Origin of the sequence: Peribacillus sp. Bi134 (assembly GCF_918698065.1) — a bacterium.
Classification (GTDB): domain Bacteria; phylum Bacillota; class Bacilli; order Bacillales; family DSM-1321; genus Peribacillus.
The window spans coordinates 574,701-589,230 of the sequence record NZ_CAKKLN010000002.1; the positions used below are offsets into that span (position 1 = coordinate 574,701).

Sequence of the window (14,530 nt, forward strand, 5' to 3'; positions counted from 1 at the left end):
TAAGAAGCCTCCGTATCAATGGCATTCAGGCTGGATTGCTTGTTTTGCAGAAGCCATAAGCCGTTTTTATTAGTCACTATTTAGATAGTAACTAATTGAAACCGTTCTGTAAATAAGAATATTATGAGTCATGCCGATTTGAATTCGAAATAGATTTCGATAAGAGATTTGGTATGATAGGCATATAACTTACTAAAAGCACTAGGAGGTACTATGCAAGATATCATTCAAAAACTACAGTCTCTCGGGTTTAGTCAATATGAAGCAAAGGCTTATGTTTCTTTGGTTCGCCAAGGCCCAGCCAGTGCCTATCAAGTAAGCAAGGAATCAGGAATTCCGAGGGCCCGCATCTATGAGATATTAAATGGACTGCAAGAAGAAGGAATCGTCTTAAAAGAGGAAATCAATGACTCGATAAAATATTCACCGCTGCCAGTCGATGTTTTTTTGGAATCGGTTCAATCAAAATGGAACAATACCTATCAATCCATCAGCCATACACTAAAGCAATTCGAGAAAATCGAACCGATGTCCGACAATCGTGTAATGACGCTTAAGGGTGAAGGGCACATCCTATCCTTCTGCCGTACTTTGATTCACAAAGCCGAGAAAAGGGTGGTGGTTTCCTTATGGGACGAGATGTATGAAAAACTTGAACAAGAGCTAAAAGGGGTCGCCGCGCATTGCACTCTCAAGGGGATTGCATTTCAGGTTGAAAACCCATTATCAGGTATAGATATCCATCGCAAAACAAGCTATGTGGAAAATATCGGAGAAAACAAATGGTTCATCTTATCCATCGATGGCAAGGAGACGATTTACGGCCCTTCGCCCGAAACGAGGGAAACGGCGTTCTACACAGATGATCCCATTCATATCAATTTTCTCGAAAATTACATTTGGCATGATATCCTCGTTAACCGGTTGGTTAAAAAGGATGAAGAAGATGCAGAGAAATGGATTTCAAGTGAAAGAGACCGTTTTTTCTCCCTATAAGATTGAAAAAAGCTGATAACCCCATATGCAGGGGATATCAGCTTTTTTATTTTTGTAACGAAGTCATTCGGATAAAAGGGTTTTAGGAAACCTAATGGCCGTGGGCAAGCTGGATTTATCTCGATAAGACCTGTAAGACACAATCGGATGATTATGCGCTTGAACATCCAACTGGAGAACCTGTGAGCTTTTCATTTCCAAATAGTACGTAACGTCTTCTTTTTGTAAATGATAAAAAGAAAAAGGTATACCTAAAAGGTTTTTCCTGATTAGTTTTGTTTCAGGCTGATTGATGATGTGCTCACTCAATTCCGCTATCGTAACAGAAGTTGATCCTGTAAAGGCCGTTATTTTTTCTTTTGCATAATCGACTGCATGACTGAAGGTGACGGCAATATTCTTCAAGATTCCGTACATGGGGGCATCTCCTTTTATTTAGGCTATGTTTGTAGTATGGTACGCGGCTAATGCTTTATTCAAAAAAATCAGCAATGATGATATAGAATTGTCACTTTATGAACATGATTAAGATGTGTACAGAAAAATCAATAAAAGGGCTATCAAGGAAGGACAGAGAAAATGTCAATGAAGGTCAAAGCATGAAGAATAAAAAAAATATATATTGGGGTCTTTTCCTCATCGCAATCCTCACTTTTACAGTGGTGTTCATTCAGTTGAATATGGATGCGAATTACAGAGCGGAAAAAGGGAAAGAAGCAGGTGCGGATAACCATGAAAGAATAGAAAAATTGCTGAAAAAAATGACGCTTGAAGAAAAAATCGGACAGCTTATGATGGTCGGTTTCAAGGGAACCGAAAAGAGCAGTGAAATTACTGAGCTTATCGAACAAAAACATATAGGGGGCGTCATTTATTTTGACCGTAATATGAAATCCCCTAAACAAGTGGCCAGGTTATCCAATTCGCTTCAGCAAATGGCCAATCAAAGTACCCATTCACTCCCGTTGATGGTTGCCATCGATCAGGAAGGAGGGGACATCATTCGGATGAAGGAACGGGTATCGCCCCTCCCTGCACAACAGGACCTTGGAAATAATGCATCCGTTACAGACGTGTACAAAGTGGCCAAATTGAATGGTACAGAACTGGGCTCCATGGGGATTAACATTAATTTTGCCCCTGTTCTTGATCTATCGAAAACGGATAAGCGTTCATTGGGACAAGATCCGGAAAAGGTGTATCAATACGGAAAGAAAGCCATTCAAGGCTTGAACGATGTATCGATAACTGGTGCATTGAAGCACTTTCCTGGAAACGGACGCAGCGAAATCGATCCGCATGTCGAAACATCATCCGTGGAGGCAAACCAACTTGATCTGGAAAATTCGGATATTTATCCTTTCAAACAAATCATAAGTGAACTGGATAACCAAAATTTTTTCGTGATGGTGACCCACATTAAATATCCAGCCTATGATAAAGAAAAACCAGCAAGCCTTTCTAAAATCATCATCGAAGACCTGCTTCGGGGGAAACTCAAATATGAAGGACTTGTCGTTACAGATGATTTGGAAATGGGTGCTGTGAACAAGTATTTCTCTTATGAAGAGATGGGGAAGCAGGCAATTCTTGCAGGAGCTGACTTATTACTAGTCTGTCATGAATATGCCCATGAGCTTGAGGTATATAACGGATTACTGCGAGCAGTAAAAGCAGGGGAAGTTCCAATGGATAGAATTGACGAGTCAGTGAAAAGAGTGCTGACATATAAACTTTACAATATGAAGCTAACGAAAGCTGATCCGGATGAAGCTGAAAAAGTCGTGAAAAATCCCGAAAGCCTAAAGTTTATCGAAAGCCTGAGCAAGGATAAATAAAAGCGAAATCGCTCTCCCAAGTATGCTTTTGTTTAAATCAGTCCATAGAGGGAATACTATATAGGACTAACTTGAAGGAGGAAACTAACATGCCATCAAACAAAATGCTTGGAACCGTCCTGATAGGAGCAGCTGCATTTTTAATGCGCAATAAGAAAACCCGTGAAAAAACGATGAGTCAAATAAGATCCCTAGCTACACCCGAAACCATTGATAAGGTTAAGGGCCAATTCCAATCAATAACCAAAACAAAATCAAGTAACCCATCCGTACGTTAAGGTGAAATGACCCCATTAAGTTATTCTTAATGGGGCTTTATTTATTGCGTATGATCTTTTTAAAATCCAGCAGTGAATTCATCAAGCCGGTGAAAGGAAAAAGGAAAAGCACTTATACTTTCGAAAAACCTTGGACAGGTTTTAAAAAGTACAAGTGCTTTCATGAATGATCAATGATCATTCAGCTTCATCTTCACCATCGTTTTCTTTATTGAACCAAAGCGGATCCTCATTATCGACTTCACCATTATAATTAATCAGGATTTCTTCTCCTGCCTTTATGTCGGTGTAAGCAAAGAAATCAAACGTATGATTCTTGAAGTTTATGTCATACGTAGCGTTGGGTGTATAAGAATGATTAAACAGCATGCCATAGCCTAAAAGCATGGCAGTATGGTTTATTCCATATTCAAACGCATAGTCAGCCAGCAATGTCTTCTCTATGAAAACATGCTCCTCGTTTGGATATGCAATGACAGGTGCCTCATGTAAAAGCTCACCTTTTTTAATATCTCGTGTTGCGAATACGCCTCTATTGAACTCACCATCACTGAGTGTGGAAGTTTTAACTTCAATCATGTTCGTCACCTACTTGTTCTATTCAATATAGTCCAGATTATCTAAGCTTGACAGTTAATAAGAAGAAAAGCAACTATTTTACGGAATTAATCATTTTTAGCAAACGACAAGATTGTTTTTATTGAGGTTCTCCCCGTACCAAAGGACGGAATTCCAAACATTAAGGCCGAAAGAAGGCAGCGAACTGCTGAAATGATCGGGGTAGCCCAGCATAAGAAAAAACACCTCCGCTAGAGGTGAAGCTAGGGAGGTGTTTATCATAAAGGTAAATCTCTTAATTCACACCGACAGCTGTAAAGGCATTTTTGACGGCCGTGACTTCTGCACTGCTTGAACCGTATAAATCAGAGGCCGATTGTATGACCGCCGCTCTGGCTTGTGAAAAAGTCGATGAGGAAGTTAAATATGTTGTATTTGCCCTGTAAAAGATGGTTCCTAGTTTATCGATGCCGATTCCGGATACACTCACGCCATGGTGGGTTCCGCCTGCAGAGATTAAATAAGCTGCCTTATTAATGATTCCGCTGTTCGTGTGGACTCCGCCATTATCACCCGTTCCTGTATAACGGTTCGAATAATGGTCAGGGTCACCATTCAATGTTGGATTAGCCATCGAGCGGAGTGCATCACCGGAAATGTTAGGTGTGTAAATATCTTCCCCGACCAAATAATCGGCTTTTGCACTTTGATTCTTAAATTCCACAACGGTGCCAAAAATATCAGATATCGCTTCATTCAAAGCACCGGATTCATATTGATAGGTAAGGTTCGATTCCGAGGAAGTGACGGCATGAGTCAGTTCATGCGCAACGACATCGAGCCCGCCGGACAATGGGATGAACGTCGTGCCATCTCCATCACCGTAAACCATTTGGGTGCCATCCCAGAAAGCATTATTGTATCTTGAGCCATAATGGACGGTTGATTTCAGGATGGTTCCATTACCATCATAGGAGTTCCGGCCAAATGTGGATTTGTAATAATCATAGGTTTTACCCGCATAATAATGGGCATCCACCGCAGCTTTATCGGCAGAAGCAGTAAATGCATTTGTTGTGTTGGAAAAGAGTGTACCAGGCAATCTTGAACGGTTATTGGCATTATACGTGTAGATGCCTTTACCGCGTGTATTGTCTTGTAAGTAGTATTGACCGTTGGATAAGGTAGTGTTCAGCGACACCGTATTGTTTAAGACGCCAGTGCCCGTTCCGACGGAGTTGGTCCCCGTTACTTCATCCAGTGTATTATATTTATTCAGGATTTTACCCGTTTTGACTGAAATGAAATAATTATGATTTCCTGGTTCCGGACTTAAGAATTTCAAATTGACTTTATATACATAATCGGCCTTGCCTTCATTTGCATATACATATAGGTCAGATTCAGGTGATTGTTCGTAGGCAGGTGTGAACCCTAGATCCGCTTCAGCTATTTTGATAGCTTCGGATTCACTGATGCCTTTTTTAGCCTTTTTCCCTAATTTCGTGTTTAGATTGGCTTCAACCGTACCGGACACGACGGTCAATACACCTTTAGCATCAATCAATACTGCTTGTGTGGAATTCCATACAGGTACGCCTTTATAGGTTTGTTGCAATCTAAGGACGGTATTGCCCAGTTCATCCTTGCTTTCTTTCTCGATCGTGAAGGAGTCTTTCGCCTTTTGCTTTTCTAGCTTGTAAGACTTTTTGTTTTCATCAAAAAAGGTAAGAATGATATCTTCTGCCGTTTGCTTTGAGGGATCCGTAAGTTTCCCAGACTTGTATTCTAGCGAATCCTTATGCTTATTGTACTTTTCAACACTTAACACATTTTTTGCCGCTAAAGCTTCTTGATTGGGAATAGCAGAAAATAATAGACCGATGGATAGTGCAGTTCCTAAAAATACCTTACCTTTCATAACACTCAACTCCTTCATGAGAATACCTCATTTTTACATCGTTTCATAATTATTATCAAATGGAGAAAACTCGCAAAAAATATGACATTTAAAGGAATAAAATGGAGAAAAATGGATTTTGATAGAAATATTCTTTGAATATATTCTTTTAGTAATATTTGGAATGTATTTAAATTAAACCAAATGAATAAATGTGCAAAAAAACATGGCATAATGTGCAAAAAAACATGGCGTAAAGTGCAAAAAAATTTGTCTATTTAAGGCGATTTTTTTGATGATTTGTTGAATATTGCGTTTTATAAACTTGGCATGAAAATTGCATATATTCAGAAAAGGAATTCGAATTGTAAATTAGGTCTATTTGAAAGTCTATGAAATAGGAAAATTTATTAAATGGATTTCTCCATATATGAAAGCGCTTATATAGAAAGGGATGAAAATTTATGATACCAAAACAAGAACATGACATCTTGCATCCTCCACAGCAAGAAGGACAAGAACTAAAGCGCGGTTTAAAATCCCGCCATTTAACGATGATTTCCATTGGCGGGGCTATTGGCACCGGGCTGTTCCTCAGCAGCGGGGCAGCCATTCATACAGCTGGACCAGGCGGCGCATTACTTGCTTATGCCTTAGTTGGGGCAATGGTGTACTTTGTGATGACGAGCTTAGGGGAACTGGCAGCATTCATGCCGACAAGCGGCTCATTCAGTACCTATGGATCGAAATTCGTCGATCCGGCATTTGGGTTTGCCTTGGGATGGACTTATTGGTTCAATTGGTCGATGACGATAGCGGCAGAGTTGGCGGCCTCGACAATGATCATGAAATTCTGGTTTCCGAATAGTCCATCATTGTTGTGGAGTTCATCATTCTTGGTGCTCATTTTCCTATTGAACTATTTATCCGTTAAAGGATATGGTGAAGGGGAATACTGGTTTTCCTTCATAAAAGTCACGGCCATCGTTATTTTTATAATCGTTGGGCTGCTAATGATCGTCGGCATTATGGGCGGCGAAACAGTAGGTTTTAAAAACTTCACCGTCGATGACGCTCCTTTCCCGGGTGGGTTCATGGGTGTCTTCATCGTGTTCATAGCGGCTGGCTTTTCTTTTCAAGGTACCGAAATTGTCGGCGTGGCTGCCGGGGAAAGTGAAGATCCTGCACGGAATATACCGAAGGCCATTAAAAGTGTCTTCTGGAGAATCCTGCTCTTTTACGTATTGGCAATCTTCGTAATAGGACTGCTTATCCCTTATACGAATTCAAGTTTACAGGGTGATAACGTCATGGTAAGCCCATTCACGCTCATTTTTGAAAAAGCTGGAGTGGCCTTTGCTGCTTCGCTTATGAATGCCGTCATTTTAACAGCGGTATTGTCTGCAGGTAACTCTAGTCTATATGCATCTACGCGTATGTTATATTCAATGGCAAAAGATGGGCAAGCACCTCGTATTTTTGCAAAACTTAATAAACGCGGAGTACCGGTTGCAGGAATGATTTTGACATGTTCCATCGGCATGCTGGCCTTTTTAGCCTCCGTATTCGGTGATGGTAAAGTGTATATTTGGTTAATGAATGCCATTGGAATTACAGGATTTATCTTTTGGCTGGGCATTTCCATCAGCCATTACCGTTTCCGGAAAGCATTCATCGCACAAGGCCATTCATTGGAGAAGCTGCCATATAAGGCATTATGGTTCCCGATTGGACCGATCTTTGCCATTCTAATTGGGATGATCGTCATCCTGTCCCAAAATATCCAAGCCTTTTTCTCAGACCACATCGATTGGGGCAGTGTTGTAGCTGCATACCTGGGAATCCCGCTTTTCCTTGGTCTATGGCTTGGATATAAACTGGTAAGAAAAACTAAATTCGTTAAACTTGATGAAGTCGAATTTGACTTTGACAAAAAATATGAATGAACAAGCTTAAAGTAAAATCAGCCGGACAATGTGTCCGGCTTTTACTTGTTTTCTATAGGCTCATTATAAAAAGCTAGGAAGCTGATTCCTAGCTTTTTATTTTTATTAAATGGAAATTTATACAAATATTGTAGGAGGTGTTATATGATAATCGTAAACTCTGCTAAATTGCATGTACAGAACTACGGGGAAAGCTTTTAATATTTCCAATGGAAAGGGAAGGTGCACGGCTGATGACCTTATTGACTCATTTAAAAGTATTGGACTTTTCAACGTTACTGCCAGGCCCATTTGCCACTTTGATGCTAGCGGATTTAGGAGCGGACGTTTTGAAAGTAGAGAGGCCGGGAGCAAAGGATTCATGGGGTGTGAACCAATATCTTAACAGATCGAAGAAGTCGATCACACTTGATTTAAAACAATCTGAGTCCATCGAATCCGTTAAAAATCTAGTGAAGGAATACGATATCGTCATTGAACAATTCCGTCCGGGTGTCATGGAACGCCTAGGACTGGGGTATGAGGCATTAAAATGGATCAATCCGAAGCTGATTTACTGTTCCATCACGGGCTTCGGCCAGACTGGTCCCTATAAAGACCGACCGGGACATGATATCAATTATATTTCGATTGCAGGCTTATCAGGCTATTCCGGTACGAAAAAGGACGGCCCGGCAAAAAACGGAACCCAAATAGCAGATCTTGCCGGAGGCTCACTGCATGCTGTTATCGGTATATTATCTGCAGTCATTCATAGGGAAAGAACAGGATTCGGCCAAGCCATCGACATCAGCATGACCGATTGCAGCTTTGCCTTGAATGCCATATCCGCACCTTTGAATTTACAAGGGGGCCTCGAGCTTGAACCAGAAAAACTGATGTTGAACGGAGGGTCCTTTTATGACTTTTACGAAACGAAAGATGGACGTCATTTTTCGGTAGGAAGCCTTGAGCCCCCTTTTCGAAAAGCATTATGTGAAGCGATCGGTTCACCCGAATTATATGAACTGAGCATGAATAGCGATGAAGAAAGCGGAATCAGGTTTAAAACGGCCATCCGACTTGCTTTCCTTGAAAGAGATTTTCAAGAATGGCAGGGAATATTCGCTGATTTCGAGGCCTGCGCAGAACCAGTGCTGACCTTCACCGAAGCGGCCGAACACCCCCAATTGAAGGAGAGGGGAATGATCGTCGAGGTACCTGACGGAAAAGGAAATGTCCAGAGGCAAATCGCCTGTCCAATCAAAACATCGGTTTTCACCCCTGAATATAAACATGCTGGCTTGAGGCCAGGACAAAACAACGCAGAAATTCTTCGCACCCCCAATCGCTAAATAAAGATGTAAAGGCTATCACTTTTCCGGAATTTTTGGGAAGGAGATAGCCTGTTTTTTTTGAAGGCCGGAAAAAGCATGAGATAGGTCGAATTAATTGATGAAAGGTCGAATAAAGCAGGAGGAAGGTCGAATTAATCGGTGGTTGGTCGAATAAAGCATGAGATAGGTCGAATTAATTGATGAAAGGTCGAATAAAGCAGGAGGAAGGTCGAATTAATTGATGGAAGGCCGAATAAAGCAGGAGATAGGTCGAATTAATGGGTAGAAGGTCGAATAAAGCAGGAGATAGGTCGAATTAATCGGTGGAAGGCCGAATAAAGCAGGAGATAGGTCGAATTAATGGGTGGAAGGCCGAATAAAGCAGAAGATAGGTCGAATTAATCGGTGGAAGGTCGGATTAAGCAGAAGAGGACAAATTATCCTCCTATCAGTTGTGGAAAGCAACATATTACCACTGTGAAAATTTACTAGTTATAACTAGTGTGGGCAGGGTATCAGAGTAGCATCCTGATAATGCTCTGGTAAGGAGGGGTGATTAAACATGTTTGGTCTCTCTGATATCATTAAATTTCTATTTTCCTTTTTTTTGATCATGCCGATCGTTACGCTGATACATTTGAGCGGGCATATTTTCTTTGTTACGATCTTTGGGGGATCAGAAAAGAAAATCTTGATCGGTTGTGGTAATAAACTTTTCGCCTTTCGGAACATAGAGGTGAGGAAATATTATTTTTGGAATGGGACTTGCGAGTTCAAGGGATTGAAACATGATAATCGATTGACGAATACGCTTATATATTTAGGCGGGTCTATCTTTAATTTGGTCAGCATGCTGATCATATATAGCTTAGTGTATCAGAATATCCTGGACAGCTCGGTAATCTGGTATCAATTTATCTATTTTTCTTTCTATATTATGTTTTTCTCCTTGTTTCCGATGTATTTCGCGGACGGATCGCCTAGTGACGGGAAGGCTGCGGAATTGGCCTTGAGGAACAAGCTGGAAGATAGGGTGACGGATGATATATTTGTGAAAAAAATGGATGATGATGATAGCTGCAAGTAAAAAGGGGACGTGCTGGTGGCCGTTCTTTTTTTGTTGCTTTCATCTTTAGGATTTATCATAAGGCTAGGATCTAGCCTTATGATGAATGTTTATCTAACGGTCTAGGATTTTATGGACTGTGCTATTTTACTGCTTGATGATGAACTTGAAAGGACCAGAACAATGACCATGGCAATGGCAACCCCTGTTGCACCGATCCAGGTTATGGAAGCAAGGGATACTTGTTCTACAACGACACCGCCAATTCCAGCACCGGCGGCCATGGCCAATTGCATCATTGACTGATTCAGTCCGAGCATGACTCCTGATGATTCAGGCTCTAGGGTCGCTAAATGATATTGCTGTGTCGGCCCTGATGACCATGCTGCGAACGACCATAATGTGAGGATTATCAAAACGGCCATCAATGAATTCGTAACGATGGATAACATGATGATCATCACAATATGCAGCGCCATACCGCCAATTAGTGTAAATGATACACCCCATCGATCCGTACTATATCCGCCAAACTTTGATCCGATCAAGCTTGCGATACCGAATATAAGCAAGGCCGTGCTAAGTAGAGAGTCACTTATCCCTGATACGGATAGCAGGTAAGGGGATAGATAGGTATAAGCTATCGAGTATCCGCCAAGCCAGAAGAAGGTTATCGATAATCCAAGGGCAACTTTCCTTTTTTTAAGAAGGGCCAGCTGCTGGAGAAGTGGTACTGGTTTATCCCCTTTGGTAGCAGGAATGGTAAAGAATAAAACGATCATGGCAATCAGGCCGAATAGGGCGATTCCGCCAAAGACGGATTTCCAGCCGAATGCATCCGTCATGATTCTTCCGAGAGGTACGCCAATGATAAGGGAAGCTGTAAACCCCATGACAACTGTCGCAATAGAACTTGCTTTTTTATCTGGCGGAGCAAGCTTAGCGGCAATATTCAGAGCGGTGACTACAACCAATCCTGCACCAAGTGCCATGATTATGCGTGCAAATAGAAACGGTCCAAAGCCTGGTAATAGAAAGGCAAGCAGGTTGGACACTATGAATAGTCCAAGGGAATACAACATTAATTTTCGTCTGTCTAAACTTGCTGTCAAAGCCATTAGAATGGGTGTACCGATTGCGTAGACAAGGGAGAAAATTGTAATGAGCTGTCCTGCGGCAGCAAGGGTAACTCCAAGAGAATCCGCAATCTTATCCAAAATTCCGGATATGATGAATTCGGATGTTCCTACTAAAAAACTGATTATCGCCAACATGTAAATTTTCCATGTATTAAGCAAAATAGATTCACTCCTCATTAATGATTATCAATTTTATATAAAGATATATCGGAATATGTTAATATGTATGGATAAAAAAATAAACATATCGCGAAATGTCGAACTGTTAGGGGGGGGAAATGAACCCAACCCTCTAAGGTACGGATCAGGTTCATTTTCATACTTCTTCTTTCAAGAAATCAGTAATTTTTGAGATTGCATCTTCATCTCGTTTGTAATACGTAAACTTTCCTATCCGCTCCGTTTTAATCAATCCTGCTCTAAGAAGCATCGAGAGGTATTGAGAGGCCGTGGACTGGGTCATGTTTAATTTTTCCGTAATCTGACTTACGCAAACGCCGGTTTCCTTCATGTCTATTCCCTCATGAGGGGTGAAGTGGAGTTCAGGCGCCTTGAGCCATTGTAAGATTTGCAACCTGGATTCATTGGATAATGCTTTAAATATCTCGATTGTTTTCATACATTTCATTATATCGAGAATTATCGATATGTCAAATGATTTTAACATTAATCGTTAATTTCATAAATCAAAACTTGATACCGTTATTCAAAAGAGCCATTAAAGGAATGGAAATGTATTATTGCAAGGACCTAATCGGCTCCCTAATAAGTGCTGCCGATTAGGTTATTCGAATCCTGTAAATCAGTATTAAAGTTTCCGCAAAAAAATCATTCCCACACTTCTTTTGCTACATCAACGACGAATTTCAGCTTTTCCCATTGCTGTTCTTCGGTTAGCTTGTTGCCGTGATGGGTGGAGGCGAAGCCGCATTGAGGGCTTAAGCATAATTGTTCGAGAGCAACGAAGTGCGAGGCTTCTTTAATGCGTGCCTTAACAGCTTCCTTGTCTTCGATTTCCCCATTTTTTGAAGTGACGACCCCCAGTACAACCTGTGCACCGCCATTTGGAATGTATTCCAATGGTTTGAAATCCCCTGAGCGTTGATCATCATATTCCAAGAAGAATCCATCCACTTTTTCTTTTGCCAATAAAGTGGGAGCGATACGGGCATAGCTTCCTTCAAACGCCCAAGTCGACTGATAGTTTCCGCGACATAGGTGGGTAGTGACGACAAGGTCTTCTGGTTTGCCTTCCAATGCTCCATTAATGACACGAAGTGCAAGATCAATTAACTGTTCCCTCGTATATTTTCCATCTTTGAACTGGAAATCTGGAGCTGAAAGTCTGGCAATATATACATCATCCAATTGAAGATAACGCACACCTGCTTCATAAAAGGCTTTCAAAGCATGCTGATAGGCTTTGATGATATCATTTGCATAGTCTTCGATATCAGGGTAGATGTCTTCATTATGAATACCTGCAGCAAATAATTGATTCGGACTGGGAATCGTTTGCTTGGCAACGGCACGTCCGTTCACGATTTTGTTCAATTCAATGAAATCACGAATGAAGGGATGTTCAGGATTGAATGAAACCTTCCCGGTATTGCGAACGTTATATCTCTCTGTTTCCACACCATCGAATGTGAGACCTTTTTCAGTCACATATCCCTCGATGCCATTTAAATGTTCGAGGAAGTCAAAGTGCCACCATGTTCGTCTGAACTCGCCGTCCGTAACAGCCTCTAATCCAACTTCAATTTGTTTATCGACAATCCGTTTGATTTCTTCGGTTTCAATTTCACGAAGGCGCTCTGCTGAAAGGGTACCCTCCCTAAATTGCTTTCTGGCAATATGTAAACGTTCCGGTCTTAATAAACTTCCGACGTGATCGGCCCTGAATGGTGCTTTCGTTAATGTGATTGACATGTTGCATTCCTTCTTTCCTTTTAAAAATAAAAAACCTCTTCTTAAAAAATAAGAAGAGGTGTTGGCAACAAAGCTATATACTCTTCTTATCTTCAAGTTTTTACACTTCTGGAATTAGCACAGTACATGAATAGTCTGTTGCTGAGGCATCAAAGGGCCAGTCCCTCCACCTCTCTGGATAAGAGTTGTCTATTAAATTAATTATGACTATACAGGTAGTTTTTACAAAGGTCAAGAGCTGGAGGTTGAATATTTAGAATATACCGTTTATTAATCGGACTGAAATGTTAACGGCATCAGGGAATCCGGCATAAGCTTTGAGTGGGGAGGGAATGCAAGGATGAGTCCATTCAAAAGTGGCATACCGATAACGGTAACTGAAGCCATGGTAGAGAGAATCATAAAAATGAAATCATCTGGTCAGGATATTAAAGTCGAGATTACGCCGAAGCATATTGTGCTTTCCGGAACGATGGAAGTGAAAAAAATGATGTTTAAGAAAAACGTAGCTTTCCGGATTACATTAAAACCGGTTCATGTGGAAAAAAGAACGATTTCATTTGAATTAGTGGAAATGGAACCAGTTGACAGGAATTTCATCAACCAAAGGATATTTAACAGACCGCCATTTTTTGAATTTGAAAAAAGAACGATCAAAATGAATGTTAATGCTTGGAACATCGTGAGAAAAATTCCGGTGGGCACAATTAAATCGTATGAACTTGTCGAAGGTGCATTGATAATGAAACTTTCTTTATGAGTTAAGGGATATTTTACATACAACCTTATCCGCAATCTATAAAGGGAGTGCCAGGTATGTTAGTGTTATTGTGAGATTGTCATGAAAAAAATGTGATTGATAAATCAAGCTCTTTAAAATATACTAAATAACTTGAAGTTTTGAGTTCTTCTGGGAATGAGGAGGATAATGATGGATCAAAAGATTTTGCCTGCTTCAGCAAGCATGAAGGATTTTGAAAGATTTCTAGAAAGTTCCTATGAAATAGGTGTGTTTCTTGATTTGCATATATCACAATTGAAAAATGTAAGTATGATGGCAAAACAACATAATAAGAAAATGATTTATCATGTCGATTTGATCCATGGCATAAGAAGTGATGAGTACGCGACAGAATTCATTTGTCAGGAATATAATCCCTATGGGCTGATTTCGACTAAATCAAGCGTTATATTGAAGGCGAAGCAAAAGGGGGTCATTGCCATCCAGCGAATCTTTTTAATAGACTCACATGCGCTTGAGAAAAGTTATAAGCTGGTGCAGAAAACCAAGCCGGATTATATCGAAGTATTGCCGGGCGCCATGCCATGGATGATAAAAGAAGTGAAGGAACGATTGCAGACACCGATTTTTGCAGGCGGCCTCATACGTACTTCGGATGAAGTCCTGAATGCCCTTGATGCTGGAGCTTCGTCGATCACCACATCCAAAACTGAATTATGGGATATCGTCTAATAGGGGAAAATTGAAAAAAATTACAGAAAAATAGATTAATTTTTCACAAAATATTGACAGCGTTTTCATAACCTAGTATATTTTACA

The 14,530-nt window shown here is 40.7% G+C and carries 14 protein-coding genes and 1 riboswitch; of the genes, 8 read left to right on the plus strand and 6 right to left on the minus strand.

Annotated elements, in window-relative coordinates; all coding sequences use genetic code 11:
• Positions 1–213: 213 nt before the first annotated feature.
• Positions 214–996 carry a helix-turn-helix domain-containing protein gene (locus tag LQ188_RS05755; protein WP_101223564.1) on the plus strand — a complete coding sequence of 261 codons (783 nt, stop codon included), beginning with the start codon at positions 214–216 and terminating at the stop codon, positions 994–996.
• Positions 997–1,059: 63 nt separating this feature from the next.
• Here the strand turns inward: LQ188_RS05755 and LQ188_RS05760 are convergent, their stop codons facing one another.
• Positions 1,060–1,413 carry a hypothetical protein gene (locus tag LQ188_RS05760; RefSeq protein WP_230176242.1) on the minus strand — a complete coding sequence of 118 codons (354 nt, stop codon included), beginning with the start codon at positions 1,411–1,413 and terminating at the stop codon, positions 1,060–1,062.
• A 182-nt stretch (positions 1,414–1,595) separates the two neighbouring features.
• Between LQ188_RS05760 and LQ188_RS05765 the strand changes: the two genes are divergently transcribed.
• A complete protein-coding gene (locus LQ188_RS05765) occupies positions 1,596–2,834 on the plus strand; it encodes a glycoside hydrolase family 3 N-terminal domain-containing protein (protein WP_230176243.1) in 1,239 nt (412 codons plus the stop codon).
• An 89-nt stretch (positions 2,835–2,923) separates the two neighbouring features.
• A complete protein-coding gene (locus LQ188_RS05770; protein WP_101223561.1) occupies positions 2,924–3,112 on the plus strand; it encodes a hypothetical protein in 189 nt (62 codons plus the stop codon).
• A 177-nt stretch (positions 3,113–3,289) separates the two neighbouring features.
• Here LQ188_RS05770 and LQ188_RS05775 read toward each other — a convergent pair whose 3' ends face one another.
• Both LQ188_RS05775 and LQ188_RS05780 read right to left on the minus strand, forming a co-directional pair.
• Complete coding sequence (locus LQ188_RS05775) at positions 3,290–3,691, minus strand: SET domain-containing protein (protein WP_034310428.1); 402 nt, start codon at positions 3,689–3,691, stop codon at positions 3,290–3,292.
• A 274-nt stretch (positions 3,692–3,965) separates the two neighbouring features.
• Entirely contained in the window at positions 3,966–5,591 is a 1,626-nt protein-coding gene (locus LQ188_RS05780) for a M4 family metallopeptidase (RefSeq protein ID WP_101223560.1), read from the minus strand.
• Between the two features lie 443 nt (positions 5,592–6,034).
• Between LQ188_RS05780 and LQ188_RS05785 the strand changes: the two genes are divergently transcribed.
• The 3 genes from LQ188_RS05785 to LQ188_RS05795 all read left to right on the plus strand — a co-directional run bounded on the left by LQ188_RS05785 (position 6,035) and on the right by LQ188_RS05795 (position 9,919).
• The gene (locus LQ188_RS05785; protein ID WP_230176244.1) at positions 6,035–7,516 is read left to right on the plus strand and encodes an amino acid permease; all 1,482 of its coding nucleotides are present in this window, start codon (positions 6,035–6,037) and stop codon (positions 7,514–7,516) included.
• Positions 7,517–7,749: 233 nt separating this feature from the next.
• On the plus strand, positions 7,750–8,850 hold the full coding sequence (locus LQ188_RS05790) for a CaiB/BaiF CoA-transferase family protein (protein WP_230176245.1): 1,101 nt from the start codon (positions 7,750–7,752) through the stop codon (positions 8,848–8,850).
• Positions 8,851–9,394: 544 nt separating this feature from the next.
• Entirely contained in the window at positions 9,395–9,919 is a 525-nt protein-coding gene (locus LQ188_RS05795; protein ID WP_191930761.1) for a hypothetical protein, read from the plus strand.
• A gap of 101 nt (positions 9,920–10,020) precedes the next feature.
• Here LQ188_RS05795 and LQ188_RS05800 read toward each other — a convergent pair whose 3' ends face one another.
• The 3 genes from LQ188_RS05800 to LQ188_RS05810 all read right to left on the minus strand — a co-directional run bounded on the left by LQ188_RS05800 (position 10,021) and on the right by LQ188_RS05810 (position 12,969).
• Positions 10,021–11,196, minus strand: a complete 1,176-nt coding sequence (locus LQ188_RS05800) for an MFS transporter (RefSeq protein WP_230176246.1) — start codon at positions 11,194–11,196, stop codon at positions 10,021–10,023.
• 157 nt (positions 11,197–11,353) lie between these two features.
• Positions 11,354–11,656, minus strand: coding sequence for a metalloregulator ArsR/SmtB family transcription factor (locus tag LQ188_RS05805; RefSeq protein WP_057278291.1), 303 nt, complete (start codon positions 11,654–11,656; stop codon positions 11,354–11,356).
• 209 nt (positions 11,657–11,865) lie between these two features.
• Entirely contained in the window at positions 11,866–12,969 is a 1,104-nt protein-coding gene (locus LQ188_RS05810) for a 5-methyltetrahydropteroyltriglutamate--homocysteine S-methyltransferase (protein ID WP_230176247.1), read from the minus strand.
• A gap of 83 nt (positions 12,970–13,052) precedes the next feature.
• Positions 13,053–13,154: riboswitch (SAM riboswitch) on the minus strand.
• 155 nt (positions 13,155–13,309) lie between these two features.
• Here LQ188_RS05810 and LQ188_RS05815 point away from each other — a divergent pair.
• Together LQ188_RS05815 and LQ188_RS05820 are read left to right on the plus strand one after the other, a co-directional pair.
• Positions 13,310–13,729, plus strand: a complete 420-nt coding sequence (locus LQ188_RS05815; RefSeq protein ID WP_230176248.1) for a hypothetical protein — start codon at positions 13,310–13,312, stop codon at positions 13,727–13,729.
• Between the two features lie 171 nt (positions 13,730–13,900).
• Positions 13,901–14,443 (plus strand): glycerol-3-phosphate responsive antiterminator, encoded by a 543-nt coding sequence (locus LQ188_RS05820; protein ID WP_048683275.1) that lies wholly within the window; start codon positions 13,901–13,903, stop codon positions 14,441–14,443.
• Positions 14,444–14,530: the final 87 nt, after the last annotated feature.

Bases quoted from the DNA above. Each gene is read 5' to 3' on its own strand.
- LQ188_RS05795 (WP_191930761.1), top strand. From the start codon at position 9,395: ATGTTTGGTCTCTCTGATATCATTAAATTTCTATTTTCCTTTTTTTTG.
- LQ188_RS05765 (WP_230176243.1), top strand. From the start codon at position 1,596: ATGAAGAATAAAAAAAATATATATTGGGGTCTTTTCCTCATCGCAATC.
- LQ188_RS05785 (WP_230176244.1), top strand. From the start codon at position 6,035: ATGATACCAAAACAAGAACATGACATCTTGCATCCTCCACAGCAAGAA.
- LQ188_RS05815 (WP_230176248.1), top strand. From the start codon at position 13,310: ATGAGTCCATTCAAAAGTGGCATACCGATAACGGTAACTGAAGCCATG.
- LQ188_RS05775 (WP_034310428.1), bottom strand. From the start codon at position 3,691: ATGATTGAAGTTAAAACTTCCACACTCAGTGATGGTGAGTTCAATAGA.
- LQ188_RS05820 (WP_048683275.1), top strand. From the start codon at position 13,901: ATGGATCAAAAGATTTTGCCTGCTTCAGCAAGCATGAAGGATTTTGAA.
- LQ188_RS05790 (WP_230176245.1), top strand. From the start codon at position 7,750: ATGACCTTATTGACTCATTTAAAAGTATTGGACTTTTCAACGTTACTG.
- LQ188_RS05755 (WP_101223564.1), top strand. From the start codon at position 214: ATGCAAGATATCATTCAAAAACTACAGTCTCTCGGGTTTAGTCAATAT.
- LQ188_RS05810 (WP_230176247.1), bottom strand. From the start codon at position 12,969: ATGTCAATCACATTAACGAAAGCACCATTCAGGGCCGATCACGTCGGA.
- LQ188_RS05760 (WP_230176242.1), bottom strand. From the start codon at position 1,413: ATGTACGGAATCTTGAAGAATATTGCCGTCACCTTCAGTCATGCAGTC.
- LQ188_RS05780 (WP_101223560.1), bottom strand. From the start codon at position 5,591: ATGAAAGGTAAGGTATTTTTAGGAACTGCACTATCCATCGGTCTATTA.
- LQ188_RS05805 (WP_057278291.1), bottom strand. From the start codon at position 11,656: ATGAAAACAATCGAGATATTTAAAGCATTATCCAATGAATCCAGGTTG.
- LQ188_RS05770 (WP_101223561.1), top strand. From the start codon at position 2,924: ATGCCATCAAACAAAATGCTTGGAACCGTCCTGATAGGAGCAGCTGCA.